The following is a 16830-nucleotide window of genomic DNA, read 5'->3' as shown; positions in this document are numbered from 1 at the left end:
GTAATACAACTTGAAATATGTAATACAAATTTCAGCTCACAAGTCAACGCCCCCCGACCGCGTCGCCGGCTTTGGCGAACGGAGCGGGTCAGAGCGTTGATTTTATGATCGAATTAGCGGCGCGCGCGCTTTTTCGTGAGATCGTACATCGCCGTGCCGGCAAGCAGATAGGCGCCCGAACCGTAGAATTGCGTTTCCTTGGCGGAGACGCTGTCGGGGCGATCGCCGACTTGTTGCACCCAGCCGAGCATCCCATCGGGCTGCACCGCGCGCTGCAGTGCGGCCCAGCCGCGCACCGCGGCGGGCTCATAGGTCGCGCGGTCGAGCAGGCCCTTGTCGACACCCCATGCGAAGGCATAGGTGAAAAAGGCGGTGCCGCTCGATTCGGGCGGTGTGCCGGGGTCGTTGTCGAGCAGCGAAGCCGGCCAATAGCCGTCTGCCTTTTGCAGCGTCACGAGCTTCGCCGCCATGTCCTTGAACAATTTCTCATAATAGGGGCGCTGCGGGTCCTTCTTGTCCAGCACCTGCAACACGCGGACCAGACCGCCCATCACCCAGCCGTTGCCCCGGCTCCAGAACAGCTTGCGCCCCTTGGCGTCGCGCATGTCGAAAAAGCGGCTATCGCGGAAATAGAGCTGCTCCGACGGGTCGAAGAGATAGTCGGTCGTCGCCCTCCACTCCTCGTGCACAAAATCGGCATAGCGTTTGTCGCCGGTCGCCTCGGCGAGGCGGAGCATCGTCGGCGGCGCCATGAACAGTGCATCGCACCAGCACCAGCGGTCGGTGCAGGTCGACGTGCCCTTTCCGGGCGCTACGGGAATGAATTCGAGGCCGATCGTCGGACGGTTGGCGAGCACATGGTCGAAATAGATACGCATCGGCGCGATCGCTTTCTTGCCCTCGCCATTTTGCGCCGCCCACAGCCACGCCTGCCCGATCAGTTGGTCGTCGGCGTGAAAGGGCAGGTCGCCCATCTGCCATTTTTCGGCGCGGCCGAGATCGAGGAGCGGCTTGGCATAAGCCTTGTCGCGGTTCGCGAGCTCGGTGAGTGCGATCCAGAAGGTCGCCTGCTGCCAGTCGCGCACTTCCTGCACGCTCTTGCGCGCGGCGGGCATCGTCGCCCAGTTGGTGCGGTTGGCGAGCTGCCAGTCGGCGACGCGCTTCGTTTCGGCGAGGATCGTCGCGGGCTTCGGCATGGCCAGCTCGGCGGGAGCGACCGCGGCGGCGGGGCTGCTCATCATCAGGGCAAAGAGGCTCAGCGACATGATGTTTCCTTTACGGGCGTGAGTGCGATCGAAGACAGGGTGAAGCGCATCGGCGCGCTCGACGACAGCGCGAAGGGCGCGGTGATGGTGTCGAGCTTCGCCTCTGGCAGGCAGGCGAGCGGGATTGCCAGCGTCTGCCAGCCCTTGCCGGCGATAGCGGCAAGGCGCGGCGCGATGTCGAGCCGCGCGGTGCAGCCGGGCCCGCAGCGCAGTTCGAGCGTCGCGGGGCCGGTCGGTGCCCGATCGACGCGGAGGTCGATCGCCAGCGCGAGCGGTCCGGCGCGCGACAGGTCGGCCGCGCGCGGGTTGGCGACGATCAATGCCCCGCGCGACTTACCCGACCAGGCGATCTCGCGCGCATCTTCCTGCGCATCGCGGTCGACCGGACGCACTGCGATCGCGCCATTGTCGGCGGCGCCGCTGATCACCTGCGGGCTATCGTTCGCGCCGTCGATCTGGAGCAGCCGGGTGCCGACCGCACGCCCGTGCGCGAAGATCGGGCCGGCGAGCGGTTGTTCGATGACGATGCCGGGCTCTTCGGAAAGCTCGGGCACTGGCTGGCGGTCGGCGAGGGTGAGGCCATAGCCGAAGGCATAGAGCGGCTTGTAATCGGCATCGCCGATGTTGAGCGGCGCGCCTTTGGCGTCGGCGGGCCACGAGAAGGGGAGCTTGCCCTTGAAGTCGGCCTTGCCGAACAGCAGATCGGCGACACCGCCGCCTTCCGACCCCGGCAGCCATGCCGCGATGAAGGCGTCGGCGGCGTTGATGTGGCGATTGACCCAGAGCGGACGGCCCGAAAGGAAGATCGCGACCACCGGGATGCCCGCGGCCTTCAGCCGCTTCATCGTGTCGAGATTGCCGCGTGTGTCGTCGAAATAGAGGTCGGCGCGGTCGCCCTGGAATTCGGCATAGGGATCTTCGCCGAAGACGACGATCGCGGCGTCGGGCTTGACCGTATAGCGGCCGTCGGCCGACAGCTCGGCAGTGCCGCCGCTCGCGGTCGCCGCGTCGCGCACGCCGGCGAAAATCGAGGTCGCACCCGGGAAATGCTCGGGCTTTGTGCCGGTTCCCTGCCAGGTCAGCGTCCAGCCGCCCGACTGCTTGGCGACATTGTCAGCGCCGTCGCCCGCGACGAGGATGCGCGCGTTGGCCTTGAGCGGGAGGGCGCCATTGTTCTTGAGCAGGACGAGCGATTCGCGCACTGCCTGCCGGGCGACCGCGCGATGCTCGGGCGAGCCGAGCAGTTCGGTGCGACCGGCATAGGGGCGCGACGAAGGCTTGCCCGCTTCGAACAGCCCGGCGTGCTGCTTGAGGCGCAGGATACGGCGCACCGCATCGTCGAGCCGCGCCATCGGCAGCGTGCCCGACCGAGCGGCTGCGAGTGTCGAGGCGTAGAGTCCCTTCCAGCTCGCAGGCCCCATATAAAGGTCGAGCCCCGCGGCGATCGAGGCGGGGCAGTCGGTCGGCGAACAGCCGGGCACCTTGGCGTGCCCGTCCCAGTCGCCGACGACAAGCCCGTCGAAGCCCCAGCGCCGTTTGAGCACGCCGGTGAGCAGGCTGGCATTGCCGTGCATCTTGACGCCATTCCATCCCGAGAAGCTCGCCATCACGCTCTGCACATCGGCCCCCAGCGCGGCGACGTAGGCGGGTGCGTGGAGGCGGATCAGTTCGGTCTCGTCGATCTGCGCATCGCCGCGGTCGCGCCCGTCCGTCGTGCCACCGTCGGCAAGGAAATGTTTGGCGGTGGCGATGATGTGCGGGCCCTTCAGCCAGTCGGGATCGCCGCGGCGGCCCTGGATGCCGTGGACGAGCGCCGCGGCATAGGATTCGGCGATTGCCGGATCCTCGCCGAAGCTTTCATAGGTGCGCCCCCAGCGGTCGTCGCGCGCGACCGCGATCGTCGGCGCGAAGGTCCAGTCGAGCCCGGTGACACGCATTTCGATCGCCGTCGCCTGCCCGATCCTTTCCATCAGCGCGGGGTTCCTTGCCGCGCCGAGCCCGATATTGTGCGGGAACAGCGTCGCGCCGACGATATTGTTGTGGCCGTGCACCGCGTCCGATCCCCACATCACGGGGATACGCGGCAGATTGCCGTTCGGGCGCATCGACGCCGCATAATAGGCGTCGGCCGCCGCGACCCACGCCGAGGCCGGACCGAATTCGTCGCCGCTGGGCGACGAGCTGCCGCCGTTGAGGACCGAACCGAGGTGATAGGTCGCGACGTCCTCGGGCGTCGTGCTGCCGATATCGCCCTGGATGATCTGACCGACCTTCTGCTCGAGCGACATCGCCGCGATCAGCGCGTCGATCCGCCGTTCGGTGGAGGTGTCGGCAGCGGGCGCGGGCAACGCGGGCCAGGATTCGGGATGCGCGGTGCCGCTGGCCTCGGCGGCGGGCGACGCGGAGCCTGAAAACAGCGCCGCCGTAGACAGGCTTGCCACGGCCAAGGCGCGCCAGGCGCTTCGCATCACTTGCCTTCTCCCTTGTGAATCGGTCGGGTTTTTACCTTGACACCGGTGACATACCTCTTTCCTTTTGGCGCAAGTGTCAATAAGGTTGTCACACAACTAGTCCAAATGGCGATGAGGGGATGGAATGCCGAAGATCGTGTCAGCCCGGGTGATATTGACCTCGCCGGGCCGCAATTTCACGACGCTGAAGATCGAGTGCGACGACGGGACGACCGGCGTCGGCGACGCGACGCTCAACGGCCGCGAACTCGCGGTCGCGGCCTATCTGTCCGAACATGTTGTCCCCTGCCTGATCGGGCGCGACGCGCATCGGATCGAGGATATCTGGCAATATCTCTACAAGGGCGCCTATTGGCGCCGCGGCCCGGTGACGATGGCGGCGATCGCCGCGGTCGACATGGCGCTGTGGGACATCAAGGGCAAGGTCGCAGGGCTGCCGGTCTATCAATTGCTCGGCGGCGCGGCGCGCGAGGGGTGCATGGTCTATGGCCATGCCAATGGCACGACGATCGCCGACACGATCGAGGCGGCGCTCGACTATCAGCGGCAGGGCTATAAGGCGATCCGGCTGCAATGCGGTGTGCCGGGGATGGCGTCGACCTATGGCGTCAGCAAGGACCGCTATTTCTACGAGCCCGCCGACAACGACCTGCCGACGGAAAATGTCTGGTCGACGGCGAAATATATGCGCGTCGTGCCCGAACTTTTCGCCGCGGCGCGCGAGGCGCTCGGCTGGGACGTCCACCTGCTCCACGACGTCCACCACCGGCTGACCCCGATCGAGGCGGCGCGGCTCGGCAAGGATCTGGAGCCGTACCGGCCGTTCTGGATCGAGGATGCGACGCCCGCCGAGGATCAGGACGCGTTTCGCCTCATTCGCCAGCATACGATGACGCCGCTCGCGGTCGGCGAGATTTTCTCCTCGGTGTGGGACTGCAAGGCGCTGATCGAAAACCGCCTGATCGACTATATCCGCGCGACGGTGCTCCACGCGGGCGGCATCACCCATATGCGCCAGATCGCGTCGCTTGCCGATCTGTACCAGGTCCGCACCGGCTGCCATGGCGCGACCGACCTGTCGCCGGTGACGATGGCGGCGGCGCTTCATCTGGGGCTCTCGATTCCCAACTTCGGGGTGCAGGAATATATGCGCCACACGACCGAGACCGATGCGGTCTTCCCGCACGCCTGGCGCTTCGCCGACGGCATGCTCCATCCGGGCGACGCGCCAGGACTCGGGGTCGACATCGACGAGGCACTCGCCGAAACCTTTCCTTATGCCCGCGCCTATCTGCCGGTAAACCGGCTCGAGGACGGGACGATGTGGAGCTGGTGATGCGTCCGGCCCTTCTGGCGCTCGTCCTTCTGGCCGTCCCGGTGGTGGCAGCGGGGCATGAGCCGCTCCGGCCGGGCACCGTCGAGGAGCAGAAGGGGCGCGCCGCGGTCGTGATTGCCGACTATCGCTTCGACGACCTGCTCTGGGAAAACGACCGCGTCGCGCATCGCATCTACGGCCGCGCGCTCGAAAAGGCCGAGCCGCCGTCGTCGTCGGGGATCGATGCATGGGGCAAGCGCGTGCGCTGGCCCTTCATGGACCGGCAGCTGCGCACCGGCGACCAGCATGCCGATCATGGCGAGGGGATCGATTTCTATAATGTCGGCACCGGGCGCGGCACGGGCGGGCTTGGCATCTGGTATGACAACAAGCTCTGGACCTCGCGCAACTATGTCCGCCCGCATATCCTGCAATCGGGGCCCGACGTCGCCGACTTCACCGTCGATTACGACCCCTGGCCCGTCGACACGCAGCGCACGGTGCGCGAAACGCGGCGCTTCACCTTGCCGGCGGGGACGAATTTCACCCGGATGACCTCGACCATCGCGTCGAGCAGCGATGCCGAATTGATCGTTGCGATCGGCATTTCGAAACGGCCGACGGGCGGCGGCAAGCCTGGCGAGATCGAAAAAGACAGCGCGGGCGCGCGCATGAGCTGGTGGGGCCCGGCCGACGGAGAAAAGGGGCGGATGGCCGCGGCGGTGATCGTCGACCCCGCCACTTTTGCCGGTTTTGCGGAGGATGCCGACAATTATCTGCTGCTCGTGCGTGTGCAGCCAGGGCAGCCCTTTGTCTATTATAGCGGCGCGGCGTGGGACCGCGGCGGCGATTTCGCCACGCGCGACGCCTGGAATAGCTATGTCGATGCGCAGCGCCCCGATTTCCGGCCCTAGCCAGTTTCGAAACGCGATGATAACGCATAGTCCATGGCGGTAACCAAGGCGGCATCGCTGGCCGACGATCTGGTCCAGCGTTTCGAGGAGCAGATCGAAACGGGCGAAATGCCCGTCGGATCGCGTTTCCCGACCGAAAAAGAAATCACCGAGACGTTCGGCGTCAGCCGCACCGTCGTGCGCGAGGCCTATTCGCGGCTTGCGGCGCGCGGCCTGCTGGTATCGCGGCGCGGGTCGGGTGCCTATGTTCCCGACGGTGCCCAATATCGCGCCTTCCAGGTGACGGCCGAGGAAGTCGGCGAAATCGACGACGTGCTGAAGCTGCTCGAAATGCGGATGGGGTTCGAGGCCGAGATGGCCGACCTCGCGGCGCGGCGGCGGACCGATGCCGACCTCTCCCAGTTGCGGCGCACGCTCGCCGCGATGGAGGAAAGCCGCGATGTGGATGCGTCGGTCGCCGCCGATGCTGCCTTCCACGCCGCGATCGCCAGCGCGACGGGCAATCCCTATTTCCTCCGTTTCACCCAGTTTCTCGGGGTGCGGCTGGTACCCTCGCGGCGGCTTTACCTGCAGGGCGACGATCCGGTGCGGCACCAGCGTTACGCGCATACGATCAATCGCGATCATGAGGCGATCTACGCCGCGATCGAGGCCGGCGATCCCGCCGCGGCACGCCGCGCGTCGCGCCGCCATATCGAAAAATCGATCCTGCGCTATCGCACCTTGAAGGAAAGCGGCGGCGATCTGCCGACGGGCTAAAGCCTTAGTGAGCTAAGTGTCCCGCGAATCATCGCTAGCCGGGAAAAATTTTTGCGGGCCCGGGCGGTTCGACACAGATGGATATAACATACGGTTTTTAAATTGCTTTTCTGTGTGTCACTGCCCGTTCTGGGCCACGAATCACCCGGCACACCAACTTGATTTCGACTCGTGATGCTCTATTCCAGCGGCGTGCAAGGCGACCCCGACAATTACATGAGCCTGCTGTCGGCGGCGCAGATTGAAACGTTGCGGCATGTTTACGAGCACAAAAATTCCAAGCAAATCGCCAGCCTGATGAATGTGTCACCGCATACGGTGGACGAGCGCGTGCGACGCGTTCTTAAAAAACTCAATGTTTCCAATAGGATAGAGGCGGCGCGGATTCTGGCGGTTAACGGTGTCTTCGACCATGTTACCCCTTATCAGCCTTTGACATATCAATTGATCGACCTAGGCGACCTATCCCCCGCCGACGATGCGGAAGCGGGGCGCAGTTCGTTTCGGCGATTATTCGACATCGGTTCGCCATTCCCGACCGCGTCCCAGCCGGCCAACCGGCATGGGTTGATGGAAAGGATAATCTGGCCGATCCTGATCGCGTTTGCGACGATTTTGGCTTTCTCCGCCCTCTATTCGATCCTTGTCGGACTTGGTCGCGTGATGACCTGAATGTTCGAACCGAATGCTGCGGGGGGGAACCGGTAGCATTCTTTTTCAAGGAAAAAGATAATGCTGAATCAACGAGTTTCTGCGGCGAAGAAAATCGCCTCCGACCTTCATCTGGCCGAAGATGCCATCGACGAGGCGATGATCCGTATCGCCCAGCTCGCCGCCACGCTGCCCACCGCGCGCCGCGAGACCAACATGTCGGCGATCGTCGGCCAGGAAGCGATGGCCAAGGTGGCGCATGCGCTCGCCGCCGCCGGCGAAGTCCGCCAGCTCCTGACCGACGCGCACCTCGCGCTGACCGTCACCCAGAAGGAAGTCGGCCTCGGGACGCGGATGTTCGGTGCGGGCGTCAAGCCGGCGGCCAAGCTCGACGAAGGCAGCAACGACCAGTCGGACGCCGCGGTCGCAGCCCTGCCGCTCGCGCAGGCCTCTTGATCGTCTGGAAAGGTTGACAGCCACATGTGGTCCGTGGCGATCTATTATCTTGTACTGCTCATCACGGTGGCCGTCGCGATCAAGCGCGGCGGTCCCCTCGAGCGGTGGGCGGCCTACACCGCATTGATCGCCTCGATCCTCACCAGCGCCGTAAACCCCTTTCCGACCTGGACCGATATCGAACTGAATATCTTCGTCATCGACGTGCTGGTTCTGCTGAGCTTCTGGCTTATCGCCCTGAAGACGCACAGTTTCTGGCCGTACTGGATCACCGGATGGCAATTGATCGCCATTTTCGGCCACATCCAGAAATATATGTTTTCGGAGATATTGGCGCGGCCCTATTCGCTCCTGTCAGTTTATATATCCTATCCCATCCTGCTGCTGATTATCTACGCGTCAGGATCGTCCAGTCGTCAGAAGGATGTTGCGGCCTAGTGCGTGGCTCCCCCGGGGGCATCGTCACATGCAGCAATTTTCGAACCAAGAAATTGCCGAACTGAAATCGCGCGTGGACCAGATCCACGACCTGCTGGCGAGCCGTGGCGAAGCGCCGGTGCCCGCGTCGCGCCTTGCGCCTGTGGCGCCCGGCGACGCATCGCCGGCACCGGCGTTGCTCGAGCAGGTGTCGTTCAGCATCCGGATGCGGCGAATACGCCGCAGCCATTTCGGCAGCGCGGAGCTGTCGGGGCCGGTGTGGGACATGATGCTCGACCTGATGCTGGCGAATACGCACGGCCGGGCGCTCAGCGCCAGCGACCTCGCAACGGGTGCTGCGGTCCCCCTGTCGTCGGGGCTTCGCATGATCGCCGCGCTCGAACGGCTCGGCCTGGCACAGCGCTCGATCGACGAACGCGACAGGCGGCGCACGATCGTCCGGCTGACCGAAAGCGGGATCGAACGGATGGCGAGCTATTTCGATAAGATCGGCGCCGCTTGGCAGGATATCCGGCCGATGGCCGCCTGATCGCCGGCCCCAGGAGAGGGCGGCGAGCATTTGCGCGCCGCGACCCTATTCGGTCATCGAGCGCATCATCCGGTCGACCTTCGCCATCGCTTCGCGCTTGATCTGGCAGATGCGCGCCGCGCTGACGTCGAGCGTCAGTCCGATTTCGTGCAGGTTGAGCTCTTCGAAGAAATAGAGCTGCAGCACCATCTGCTCGCGCTCGGACAGATGCGCGATGCATTGGCGCAGCGCTCCCATCATATCCTCCTGCTCGCATTTTTCGCCGGCGCCGATACTTTCGTCCGCCGCCAGAAAGGCGCCGACATCGGTCAGTTCGTCGAGCGACGTCGAACGGCCGTGCGTTGCATTGCGTTCGAGCGCGAAATATTCCTCGGGCTGCATGCCCAGCGCCTCGGCCATTTCCGCCGCGGTCGGCGCGCGCATCAATTGCTGCTCAAGCGCCCCGCGCGTCGCTGCCAGCCGTTTCGCCGCGACCATCGCCGAACGGCCGACGTCGGCCTCACGGCGGAGTTGGTCGATCATCGCGCCGCGAATGCGCGTCGTGGCGTAAGTGGCAAAGGCGAAACCGCGTTCTTCATAATGGCGACTCGCCTCGATCAGCGCGATCAGCCCGGTCTGGATCAGGTCGTCGAGTTCGCTCGTCCGCGACACGCGCGAAAAGACCTGCCAGGCGATCTTGCGGACCAGCGGCGAATATTCCTCGACCAGCGCTTCGACGCTTTCGCCATAGCGATGCGAACGCGGCGCGCGGCTGGCGACGCCGGCAAATTGCTCGGCGGGCTCAATTCTCATGCGGTTGGTCCTCCATATGGGCCTCGGGCCCGTTCGCGAGGCGCGGCACTTCGGCGCCGATCGTCGCGACGATTTCGGTTTGTTTGGTGGCCGGAATTTCGAGATAGGAAATCACGGCGACGTCGGGGAATGTTGCGCGGACGAGCCGCGACAGCGCCGAACGGCAGATCGGCGAGGCGACGAGCGCAAAGCTGCGTGTCTGCAGCAGCAGCGGTTCGACCGCTTGCCCGACCTGTTCGATGATCTTCATCGCCATGCCATGTTCGAACGGCCATTCGGCGCCGGGGTTGGCGCGAACCGACTGATTCAGCAGCATCTCGATTTCGGGGCTGAAGGTGACGACGGGCAGCGGCATCCGGCTCGGCACGATCGTCTGGACGATCAGCGCACCGATACGCTGGCGCACCGATTCGACCAGGTCGATCTCGCCAAGCTGCTGGCCCGCCAACGAGACCATCGCCTCTGCGATCTTGCGGAAATCGCGCAAGGGGACGCGTTCGACGAGCAAAGATTTGCAGAGGCTTGCGACGCGCGGCAACGAATAGCCCTGCGGGCTGAGATTCTGCGCGAGCTGCGGATAATGCGTCTTGAGATTGTCGATCAGCGCCTGCGCATCGTCGATGCCGAACAATTCGGCGGCCGAGCCGACGATGCTGTTGTTGAGGTGCGTCGCGACGACGGTAGCCGGATCGACGACGGTATAGCCCGCCGCGATGGCGTCATTCTGCGTCGCCTTCGGAATCCACAGCGCGTCGAGGCCGAAGGTCGGATCCTTGCACGGGCGTCCCGCGACCTTGGTGACCAGATCGCCCGAATCGAGCGCGAGCATTTCGTGGGGAAAGACCTCGTCCTCGCCCACGATCACGCCGGCGACCGAAATGCGATAGACGTTGCCGGGAAGCGACAGGTCGTCGGTGACCTTCACCGGCGGGACGACGAAGCCGAGTTCCTTCGACAATTGACGGCGGATGCCCGTGATCCGCGTCATCAGCGGCGAACCCTTGCGTTCGTCGACGAGGGTGACGAGCGCATAGCCGATTTCGAGCTGGCACGCGCTGGCATCGCTGACGTCCGACCATTCGATCAGCGACGGGTCGGGCGCGGGGGCCACCGGTTCGGGCGCGTCGGCGACGGCGGCAGCGGCACGGCGAAGTTGCCAGCCGATCGTGAAGGACAGTGCGGCGGCCGGCAGGATCAGCATCTGCGGCATCGCCGGGACCAGGCCGAGGATGAACAGGATGCCGCCGACCGCCATCCAGATCGCTGGCGACGAAAACTGGCTGCCGATCTGACCGCTGAGGTCGAACGGCGACGAAACGCGGGTGACGATCGCCGCCGCGGCGATCGACAGCAGCAGCGCGGGAATCTGCGCGACGAGCGCGTCGCCGATCGCCAGCGTGATGTAGGTGCTGCCGGCTTCGGAGAAGCTGAGCCCATGACTGAAGATGCCGAGAATCAGACCGCCGACGATGTTGACGAACAGGATCAGCAGCCCGGCGACTGCGTCGCCCTTCACGAATTTCGACGCGCCGTCCATCGAACCGTAGAAATCGGCTTCGGTGCCGACTTCGACGCGGCGTGCCTTGGCCTCCTCGGGGGTCAGCAACCCGGCGTTGAGGTCGGCGTCGATCGCCATCTGCTTGCCGGGAAGCGCGTCGAGGGTGAAGCGTGCGGAGACTTCGGATACGCGCCCGGCGCCCTTGGTGATGACGATCAGGTTGATGATCATCAGCACGAAAAAGACGAAGAGGCCGACGACATAGTCGCCGCCGATCAGCACCTGGCCGAACGCCTCGATGACATGGCCAGCCGATGCGGTACCTTCGTGGCCATGGACCAGCACGACGCGCGTCGACGCGACGTTGAGCGCGAGGCGGAACAGCGTCGCGAGCAGCAGCACGGTCGGGAAAGCCGAAAAATCGAGCGGTTTCGAGGCCTGCAAGGCGACCATCAGGATCAGCAGGCTGATCATGATATTGGCGACAAAGCTGATGTCGAGGATCAGCGGCGAGACCGGGATGACCATCAGCCCGACGAGAATCAGCATCCCTGCGGGCAGCGCCGAAGCGCCGGCGATGCGCGCGAAGCTGCGCGCGTTCAGGCCGGGGGTCATGCCGTGCCTCCCGAAAGTGAGGCGAGCCGCCGATAGGCATCGGCGGCAAAGCCCATCGAGAGCTTTTTCGGCATAGGCTGGATATCCATCATCTGAAGCGGCGGACGCCCCCCGCCGGCGCCGGCAAGACCACTCGAACTGCTCGCCTCGGCGTGCCAGCCCGAGGGGGCGAAGGGCTTGATATTCTCGATCTTGCCACCTTCTTCGAGTTTCACGCGAAACCGTTCGCGGATCTCGGCAAGGCTGCGCATGCCGCCGTCGGACGCATAGAAGATCGACCGGTTGGCGGCGGCAGCTTCGGGCATCATCGTTGCGCCCGGCTGGTCGGGATTGGCTTCGAGCGCCGACAGGAATTTGGCGGCGCCGCCTGATCCCAGGAAATGCGCGAGATAGAGATCGACGGGTTCGGCGTTGCGGCCGATCCGGCTTTCGAGATAGGCGCGGTTGTCGCCGGTCAGCGCTGCCGCCATGTTCGACGAAGCCGCCGGGTCGTCGCGCAGGTCGAATATCTGCTGGCGCAGCGCCGGATCGGCGACCGACAGCCGGCCTGACGCGTCGCGACCGATCGCGTCGGCGGCCCAGGCAAGGCCATGATCGGCGCCATGCCGGTCGAGCGTCGCGAGCCAGGTCTGTTTGGTGAATTGATACAGGCCGCGTGCCGATGAGGTCGGCGCCTTGGCGGTCGGGTTGTAGCCGCTTTCGACGCGCGCGACGTCGACCAGATAGTCGAAATCGATTCCGGTGCGCGCCGACGCATTCTGGACCGCGTCCATCACGGGCGTGGCGATGCGGGTCGGGCCCTGAGGATTGTTGATGGCGTTCATGGCTATGGTTCCGCTGGTTCAGCAGACCAAAAGCAATCATCGTGCCATTTACGGTTGATCCCTGTAAGTCACAGGATTATCAATAGCTTATTGCTACTCCGCGATGGTGCGTGCCGCGGATTTCGTGGTTTCTGTCAATCCTCTGACGCGTCCAGTCTTTCAGGATGTTGACACGGATCGCGGCGGCTTCGAGCTGTCCGAGCGTCTTGCCGATCAGCAACTGCGCACGAAGTTCGCTGCCTGCGGGAATCCCCGCGCCGCGGAACAGGATCACTGCGGTTGCCAGTTCCTCGGTCGCGGCGATGATTGCGCCGGCGTCATGTCCGTCGAGCGCGCCGACCAGCGCGTCGAGCCGCGATTGTACTTCGTCGAGCATCATTCGGCCCCACGGCCGTGGAAATCGAGCATGGCACTCGCGATGATCGCGGGATGGACGCCATAGCTGCCGTTGGCGATCGCGGTGCGCAGCGACGCGACGCGCGCGACGTCGATCGGCGGCGCTTCGTTGGCAAGGTTGCCCGCCAGGCGCGTCAGGCGCGCGGTGGGCAGGCTGTCCTGTGTCGCCTGCAGAGGCGCGGCGGTGTGCGCCGGCGCAGCGCTGCCGCTGGCGACGCCGCGGAGCGGGTTCGTGCGGACGATGCCGCCGATGGGTCCGATCTTGCTGTCACCCGACATAATGCCTCCATCCGATGCCGTCAGAAAAGTGACGACGCGGTTCACGAAGGCTTTAACGGACGCTGGCGGGGACGATTAAGGCGGGGCGACGCAAAAAAGAAAAAGAAAGGCCCGGTGCCGTCGGAAAGCCGACGGCACCGGGCCGGTGGGTGGCTAATCGTGAAAAGCGGCGGGCCGGGGTGGCGGATCAGTCGGCCATGCGCGCGCGGCCGGCGCCGGTGACGACGGCGCTCAGGGTCGATTTCGCGTCGTTGCCACGCAGCGCGATGGTTTCGCCGATACGGCCGTCCTCGTTTGCGATCGCGGCATAGCTGATCGAAAAGCTTTCGGTTTCGATCGTGACCCGAACATTGTCGCCGCGGCGGATTACGGGAGCGCTCGCGCTCGGCCGGGAAAAGCCAGCAGCTGCGGGTGCCGCCTCGGCCGGGCCGGTCATCGGTACGCGCAGACGCCAGCCGAGCGAGTTGCAGCGGACAGCGAGCGTATGGGCATCGAGGGGGGTGACCGATGCCTGTTCGGGGCAGCGCGCCAGTTTGATGCGACGGTCGACCGGGGTCGCGTTGCGGCCCATGGCGTTGGCGACCATGGCGGTCAGCACGTCGATCGTCTGCCAGTCCTCATTGGCCTGCTGGGCGTGTGCCGGAACGGCGGTGCATGCGCCGATCGCGGCGAGGCTTGCGAGAAATTTGTGCGACACGGTTCCATCTCCTTCGGTCCAAATGGTTGCCCGCAGGGGTGCAGGAAGCGTGCCAGTCGCGGATTGGCGTGCAGTTCGGGCGTGCGGCATGGGCGCTTGTCGGTTTTTTGACGAGCCCCCTTGCCGGTTTGCCGATGCTGCATCTAAAATATTGAAAATAATAGATAAATAAAGTTTGGCACGTCCATTGCATCATGCCTTGGTGTTTCCGCGTGTCCGTGGCCGATCGGTCCGGAACCCGGCGAAAGGAATGAGATGATGGCATCCGAGAAACTCTTTGGCCTGCATGCAACAGCGCTCCAGCTGCGCAGCCAGCGCATGATGATGCTCGCGTCGAACATCGCGAATGCCGCGACCCCCGGCTACAAGGCGCGCGACCTCGATTTCGCCAAGGCGCTCGACCTCGCGAAGCAGGGCGGTTCGACCGAGGGCGCCATTGCCTATCGCGTCCCGGTCCAGGCGTCGCTCGATGGCAACACCGTCGAGATGGCAACCGAGCAGACCGCCTATGCCGAAAATGCGCTCGCCTACCGGTCGAGCCTCGCTTTCCTGTCGGGGCGCATCAACACGCTCTCGCGCGCGCTGAAGGGCGAATGAGGATGAACGGCAATTTCTCCGTCTTCGACATCAGCGGCCGCGCGATGTCGGCGCAGCTTGTCCGGCTCAACGCCACCGCGTCGAACCTCGCCAATGCGGGAACGACGGCGGGCAGCGAGGCGGGCGCCTATCGTTCGCTCAAGCCCGTCTTTCGTTCGGTGATGGACGGGCAGGGCCGCGCGACCGTCGCGGTCGACCAGGTCACGACGTCGAAAATGGCACCGTCGAAGCGCCACGATCCGTCGAACCCGCTCGCCGATGCGGACGGCAATGTCTGGGAAGCGGCGGTCGATAGCGCCGCCGAGATGGTCGAGATGGTCGAGACCGCGCGCCAGTATCAGAACAATGTGCAGGTCCTCGAAACCGCGAAGGGCCTGATCAACGAAACACTCAGGATGGGACAGTAAGATGAGCGTCTACAGCGTCACCAATAACAGCAACCCGGTTTTCCAGCCCAAGGGCGGCAAGCAGATGGATCAGAGCGATTTCATGCGCCTGATGACGGCGCAGCTGTCGCAGCAGGATCCGTTCAATCCGGTCGATAACCAGCAGATGGTTGCGCAGATGGCGCAATTCTCGAGCCTCGCCGGAATCAGCGAGACCAACACCGCGCTCGCGAAGATTTCGGAGCAGCTCACGGCGCAGACCCAGCTCCTCAAGGACATCAAGGCCGCCACGCCGGCGCCCACCCCCACCACGCAGGAAGGATAAGTCCATGTCATTCTACACTTCGCTTTCGGGTCTCAAGGGCGCGCAGACCGACATGTCGGTCATCTCGAACAATATCGCCAACGCCGGCGCTATCGGCTTCAAGCGCAGCAAGGCGCAGTTCGGCGACATCTTCGCTTCGTCGCCGACGCAGTCGACCAAGATGATCGCGGGACAGGGCACGCGCCTCAACGGCATCACCCAGCAGTTCACGCAGGGCTCGTACGAGGCGAGCGAAAAGACGCTCGACCTCGCGATCGTCGGCGAAGGCATGTTCATCGTGAAAGGCGATCCGCCGCGCGAGCAGGTGACCTACACGCGCAATGGCTCGTTCGAACCGACCCCCGACCGTTATGTCATCGACACGACCGGTGCGAAGCTACAGCTGCTGCCCGTCGATGCCGACGGCAACGTCACCAATAACACGCTGGCCGGCGCCTTTGACCTTCGCCTGCCCGAAGGGTCGCCGTCGGATCCCGATTCGGCGCTGGTCAATGTTTCGATCGGTCTCGACGGCCTCGTTACCGCAACCTTCGCGAACGGCGAGGATCAGGTGCTCGGCAAGGTCGCAATGGCGACCTTCCCCACCATGTCGGGCCTGCGTCCGACCGGTGACGCCCACTGGCAGTCGACGGGCGAAAGCGGCCCGCCGACGATCGACGCCGCAACCAACGGCCCGATGGGCGCGATCCGCTCGGGTGCGCTCGAACGGTCGAACGTCGATATCACCGAGGAACTGGTGATGCTGATGGCCGCACAGCGCAATTTCCAGGCCAATGCCAAGGCGATCGAGGGCGCTTCGCAGCTCACCCAGACGATCATCGGCATGCGCTGACGCATCGCTGACCGCCGCCTGCCGGGAGACCTTCGATGGACCGCCTCATCTATACCAGCCTTGCCGCGATGCGGGGCAGCATGTCCCGGCAGACGGCGATCGCCAACAATCTGGCGAACGCCCAGACGCCGGGCTTCCGCGCCGACATCGCCAATGCGCAGTCGTTGTGGCTCGATGGCAGCGGGCTCGACGCGCGCGCCATGGCGTCCGAGGAAGTGCTCGGCGCCGATATGAAGGCGGGCACCGTCACCCAGACGGGCCGCGATCTCGACATTGCGATGCAGGGCGACGCGCTGCTCGTGGTACAGGCGAAGAATGGCGAAGAGGCCTATACGCGGCGGGGCGATTTGCAGCTCTCGCCGAGCGGCCTCCTCACCACCAGCGACGGCAATCCCGTTCAGGGTACGCAGGGGCCGGTGACGATCCCGCCAGCCGATGCGATCAACATCGACCAGGAAGGGCGCGTGTGGATCGTCCCGCAGGGCGGCGACCCCGAAAATCCGCAGGAGGTCGACCGGCTGCGCCTCGCAACCCCGACGGGTTCGGATATCGTCAAGGGGCTCGATGGCCTGTTCCGCGTGAAGGGCGGCGGCATATTGCCCGACGACCCCGAAGCGCGGCTGCTCACCCGCTCGATCGAAGGATCGAACGTCACCGCGACCGCCGCGCTCGTCGAGATGATCGAGGCAAGCCGCAGTTGGGACACGCAATTGAAGATGATCAGCGACGCGCGCGACATGGACAGCGCGAGCGCAAATCTGATGCAGCTCCCCCGTTAAGGAGAATATGAC

General features: G+C 64.8%; 20 protein-coding genes. 12 read left to right on the top strand and 8 right to left on the bottom strand.

Annotated features, from left to right (window positions below):
• Positions 1–113 precede the first annotated feature (113 nt).
• Positions 114–1265, bottom strand: a complete 1152-nt coding sequence (locus VGU00_RS18035) for a glycoside hydrolase family 88/105 protein (RefSeq protein WP_327471022.1) — start codon at positions 1263–1265, stop codon at positions 114–116.
• Positions 1256–3733: an exo 1,3/1,4-beta-D-glucan glucohydrolase gene (locus VGU00_RS18030; RefSeq protein WP_327471020.1), complete on the bottom strand. Its 2478-nt coding sequence runs from the start codon at positions 3731–3733 to the stop codon at positions 1256–1258. Before VGU00_RS18030 ends, VGU00_RS18035 begins: the two co-directional genes overlap by 10 nt.
• A gap of 127 nt (positions 3734–3860) precedes the next feature.
• On the opposite strand from VGU00_RS18030, the gene manD reads away from it, so the two are divergent.
• The 7 genes from manD (at position 3861) to VGU00_RS17995 (ending at position 8798) form a co-directional block, all read left to right on the top strand.
• Positions 3861–5072, top strand: coding sequence for a D-mannonate dehydratase ManD (gene manD, locus VGU00_RS18025; RefSeq protein ID WP_327471019.1), 1212 nt, complete (start codon positions 3861–3863; stop codon positions 5070–5072).
• A complete protein-coding gene (locus tag VGU00_RS18020; protein WP_327471017.1) occupies positions 5072–5965 on the top strand; it encodes a DUF4861 family protein in 894 nt (297 codons plus the stop codon). Before manD ends, VGU00_RS18020 begins: the two co-directional genes overlap by 1 nt.
• 33 nt (positions 5966–5998) lie before the next feature.
• Positions 5999–6724, top strand: coding sequence for a FadR/GntR family transcriptional regulator (locus VGU00_RS18015; protein ID WP_327471015.1), 726 nt, complete (start codon positions 5999–6001; stop codon positions 6722–6724).
• 174 nt (positions 6725–6898) lie between these two features.
• Positions 6899–7396 carry a helix-turn-helix transcriptional regulator gene (locus tag VGU00_RS18010; RefSeq protein WP_327471013.1) on the top strand — a complete coding sequence of 166 codons (498 nt, stop codon included), beginning with the start codon at positions 6899–6901 and terminating at the stop codon, positions 7394–7396.
• 60 nt (positions 7397–7456) lie between these two features.
• Positions 7457–7831 (top strand): hypothetical protein, encoded by a 375-nt coding sequence (locus VGU00_RS18005; protein WP_327471011.1) that lies wholly within the window; start codon positions 7457–7459, stop codon positions 7829–7831.
• 24 nt (positions 7832–7855) lie between these two features.
• Positions 7856–8269: a hypothetical protein gene (locus tag VGU00_RS18000; RefSeq protein ID WP_327471009.1), complete on the top strand. Its 414-nt coding sequence runs from the start codon at positions 7856–7858 to the stop codon at positions 8267–8269.
• A gap of 73 nt (positions 8270–8342) precedes the next feature.
• Positions 8343–8798: a winged helix DNA-binding protein gene (locus VGU00_RS17995; protein ID WP_327471007.1), complete on the top strand. Its 456-nt coding sequence runs from the start codon at positions 8343–8345 to the stop codon at positions 8796–8798.
• A 45-nt stretch (positions 8799–8843) separates the two neighbouring features.
• Here VGU00_RS17995 and VGU00_RS17990 read toward each other — a convergent pair whose 3' ends face one another.
• From VGU00_RS17990 to VGU00_RS17965, 6 genes are all read right to left on the bottom strand, one after another.
• On the bottom strand, positions 8844–9590 hold the full coding sequence (locus VGU00_RS17990) for a FliA/WhiG family RNA polymerase sigma factor (RefSeq protein WP_327471005.1): 747 nt from the start codon (positions 9588–9590) through the stop codon (positions 8844–8846).
• The gene (gene flhA / locus VGU00_RS17985; RefSeq protein ID WP_327471003.1) at positions 9580–11703 is read right to left on the bottom strand and encodes a flagellar biosynthesis protein FlhA; all 2124 of its coding nucleotides are present in this window, start codon (positions 11701–11703) and stop codon (positions 9580–9582) included. The genes VGU00_RS17990 and flhA overlap by 11 nt, the downstream gene beginning before the upstream one ends.
• Positions 11700–12527 (bottom strand): transglycosylase SLT domain-containing protein, encoded by an 828-nt coding sequence (locus VGU00_RS17980; RefSeq protein WP_327471001.1) that lies wholly within the window; start codon positions 12525–12527, stop codon positions 11700–11702. The genes flhA and VGU00_RS17980 overlap by 4 nt, the downstream gene beginning before the upstream one ends.
• A gap of 79 nt (positions 12528–12606) precedes the next feature.
• A complete protein-coding gene (locus VGU00_RS17975) occupies positions 12607–12906 on the bottom strand; it encodes a hypothetical protein (protein ID WP_327470999.1) in 300 nt (99 codons plus the stop codon).
• Entirely contained in the window at positions 12903–13202 is a 300-nt protein-coding gene (flgM, locus tag VGU00_RS17970; protein WP_327470997.1) for a flagellar biosynthesis anti-sigma factor FlgM, read from the bottom strand. Before flgM ends, VGU00_RS17975 begins: the two co-directional genes overlap by 4 nt.
• A 187-nt stretch (positions 13203–13389) precedes the next feature.
• The gene (locus VGU00_RS17965) at positions 13390–13899 is read right to left on the bottom strand and encodes a flagella basal body P-ring formation protein FlgA (protein WP_327470995.1); all 510 of its coding nucleotides are present in this window, start codon (positions 13897–13899) and stop codon (positions 13390–13392) included.
• Between the two features lie 255 nt (positions 13900–14154).
• On the opposite strand from VGU00_RS17965, the gene VGU00_RS17960 reads away from it, so the two are divergent.
• From VGU00_RS17960 to flgF, 5 genes are read left to right on the top strand one after another with little or no spacing between them, the layout of a single operon-like run.
• A complete protein-coding gene (locus tag VGU00_RS17960) occupies positions 14155–14496 on the top strand; it encodes a flagellar basal body rod protein FlgB (protein WP_327470993.1) in 342 nt (113 codons plus the stop codon).
• Positions 14493–14903, top strand: coding sequence for a flagellar basal body rod protein FlgC (flgC, locus tag VGU00_RS17955; protein WP_327470991.1), 411 nt, complete (start codon positions 14493–14495; stop codon positions 14901–14903). The genes VGU00_RS17960 and flgC overlap by 4 nt, the downstream gene beginning before the upstream one ends.
• A gap of 1 nt (position 14904) precedes the next feature.
• Positions 14905–15207, top strand: a complete 303-nt coding sequence (locus VGU00_RS17950; protein ID WP_327470990.1) for a flagellar hook assembly protein FlgD — start codon at positions 14905–14907, stop codon at positions 15205–15207.
• A 4-nt stretch (positions 15208–15211) separates the two neighbouring features.
• Positions 15212–16039, top strand: a complete 828-nt coding sequence (locus tag VGU00_RS17945; RefSeq protein ID WP_327470988.1) for a flagellar hook-basal body complex protein — start codon at positions 15212–15214, stop codon at positions 16037–16039.
• 35 nt (positions 16040–16074) lie between these two features.
• Positions 16075–16818 carry a flagellar basal-body rod protein FlgF gene (flgF, locus tag VGU00_RS17940; protein WP_327470986.1) on the top strand — a complete coding sequence of 248 codons (744 nt, stop codon included), beginning with the start codon at positions 16075–16077 and terminating at the stop codon, positions 16816–16818.
• Positions 16819–16830: the final 12 nt, after the last annotated feature.

The sequence above is a fragment of the Sphingopyxis sp. genome, from assembly GCF_035944815.1.
GTDB lineage: Bacteria > Pseudomonadota > Alphaproteobacteria > Sphingomonadales > Sphingomonadaceae > Sphingopyxis.
The sequence above is the reverse complement of the archived record's forward strand: the minus strand, read 5'-3'. Positions and strand labels throughout refer to the sequence as shown.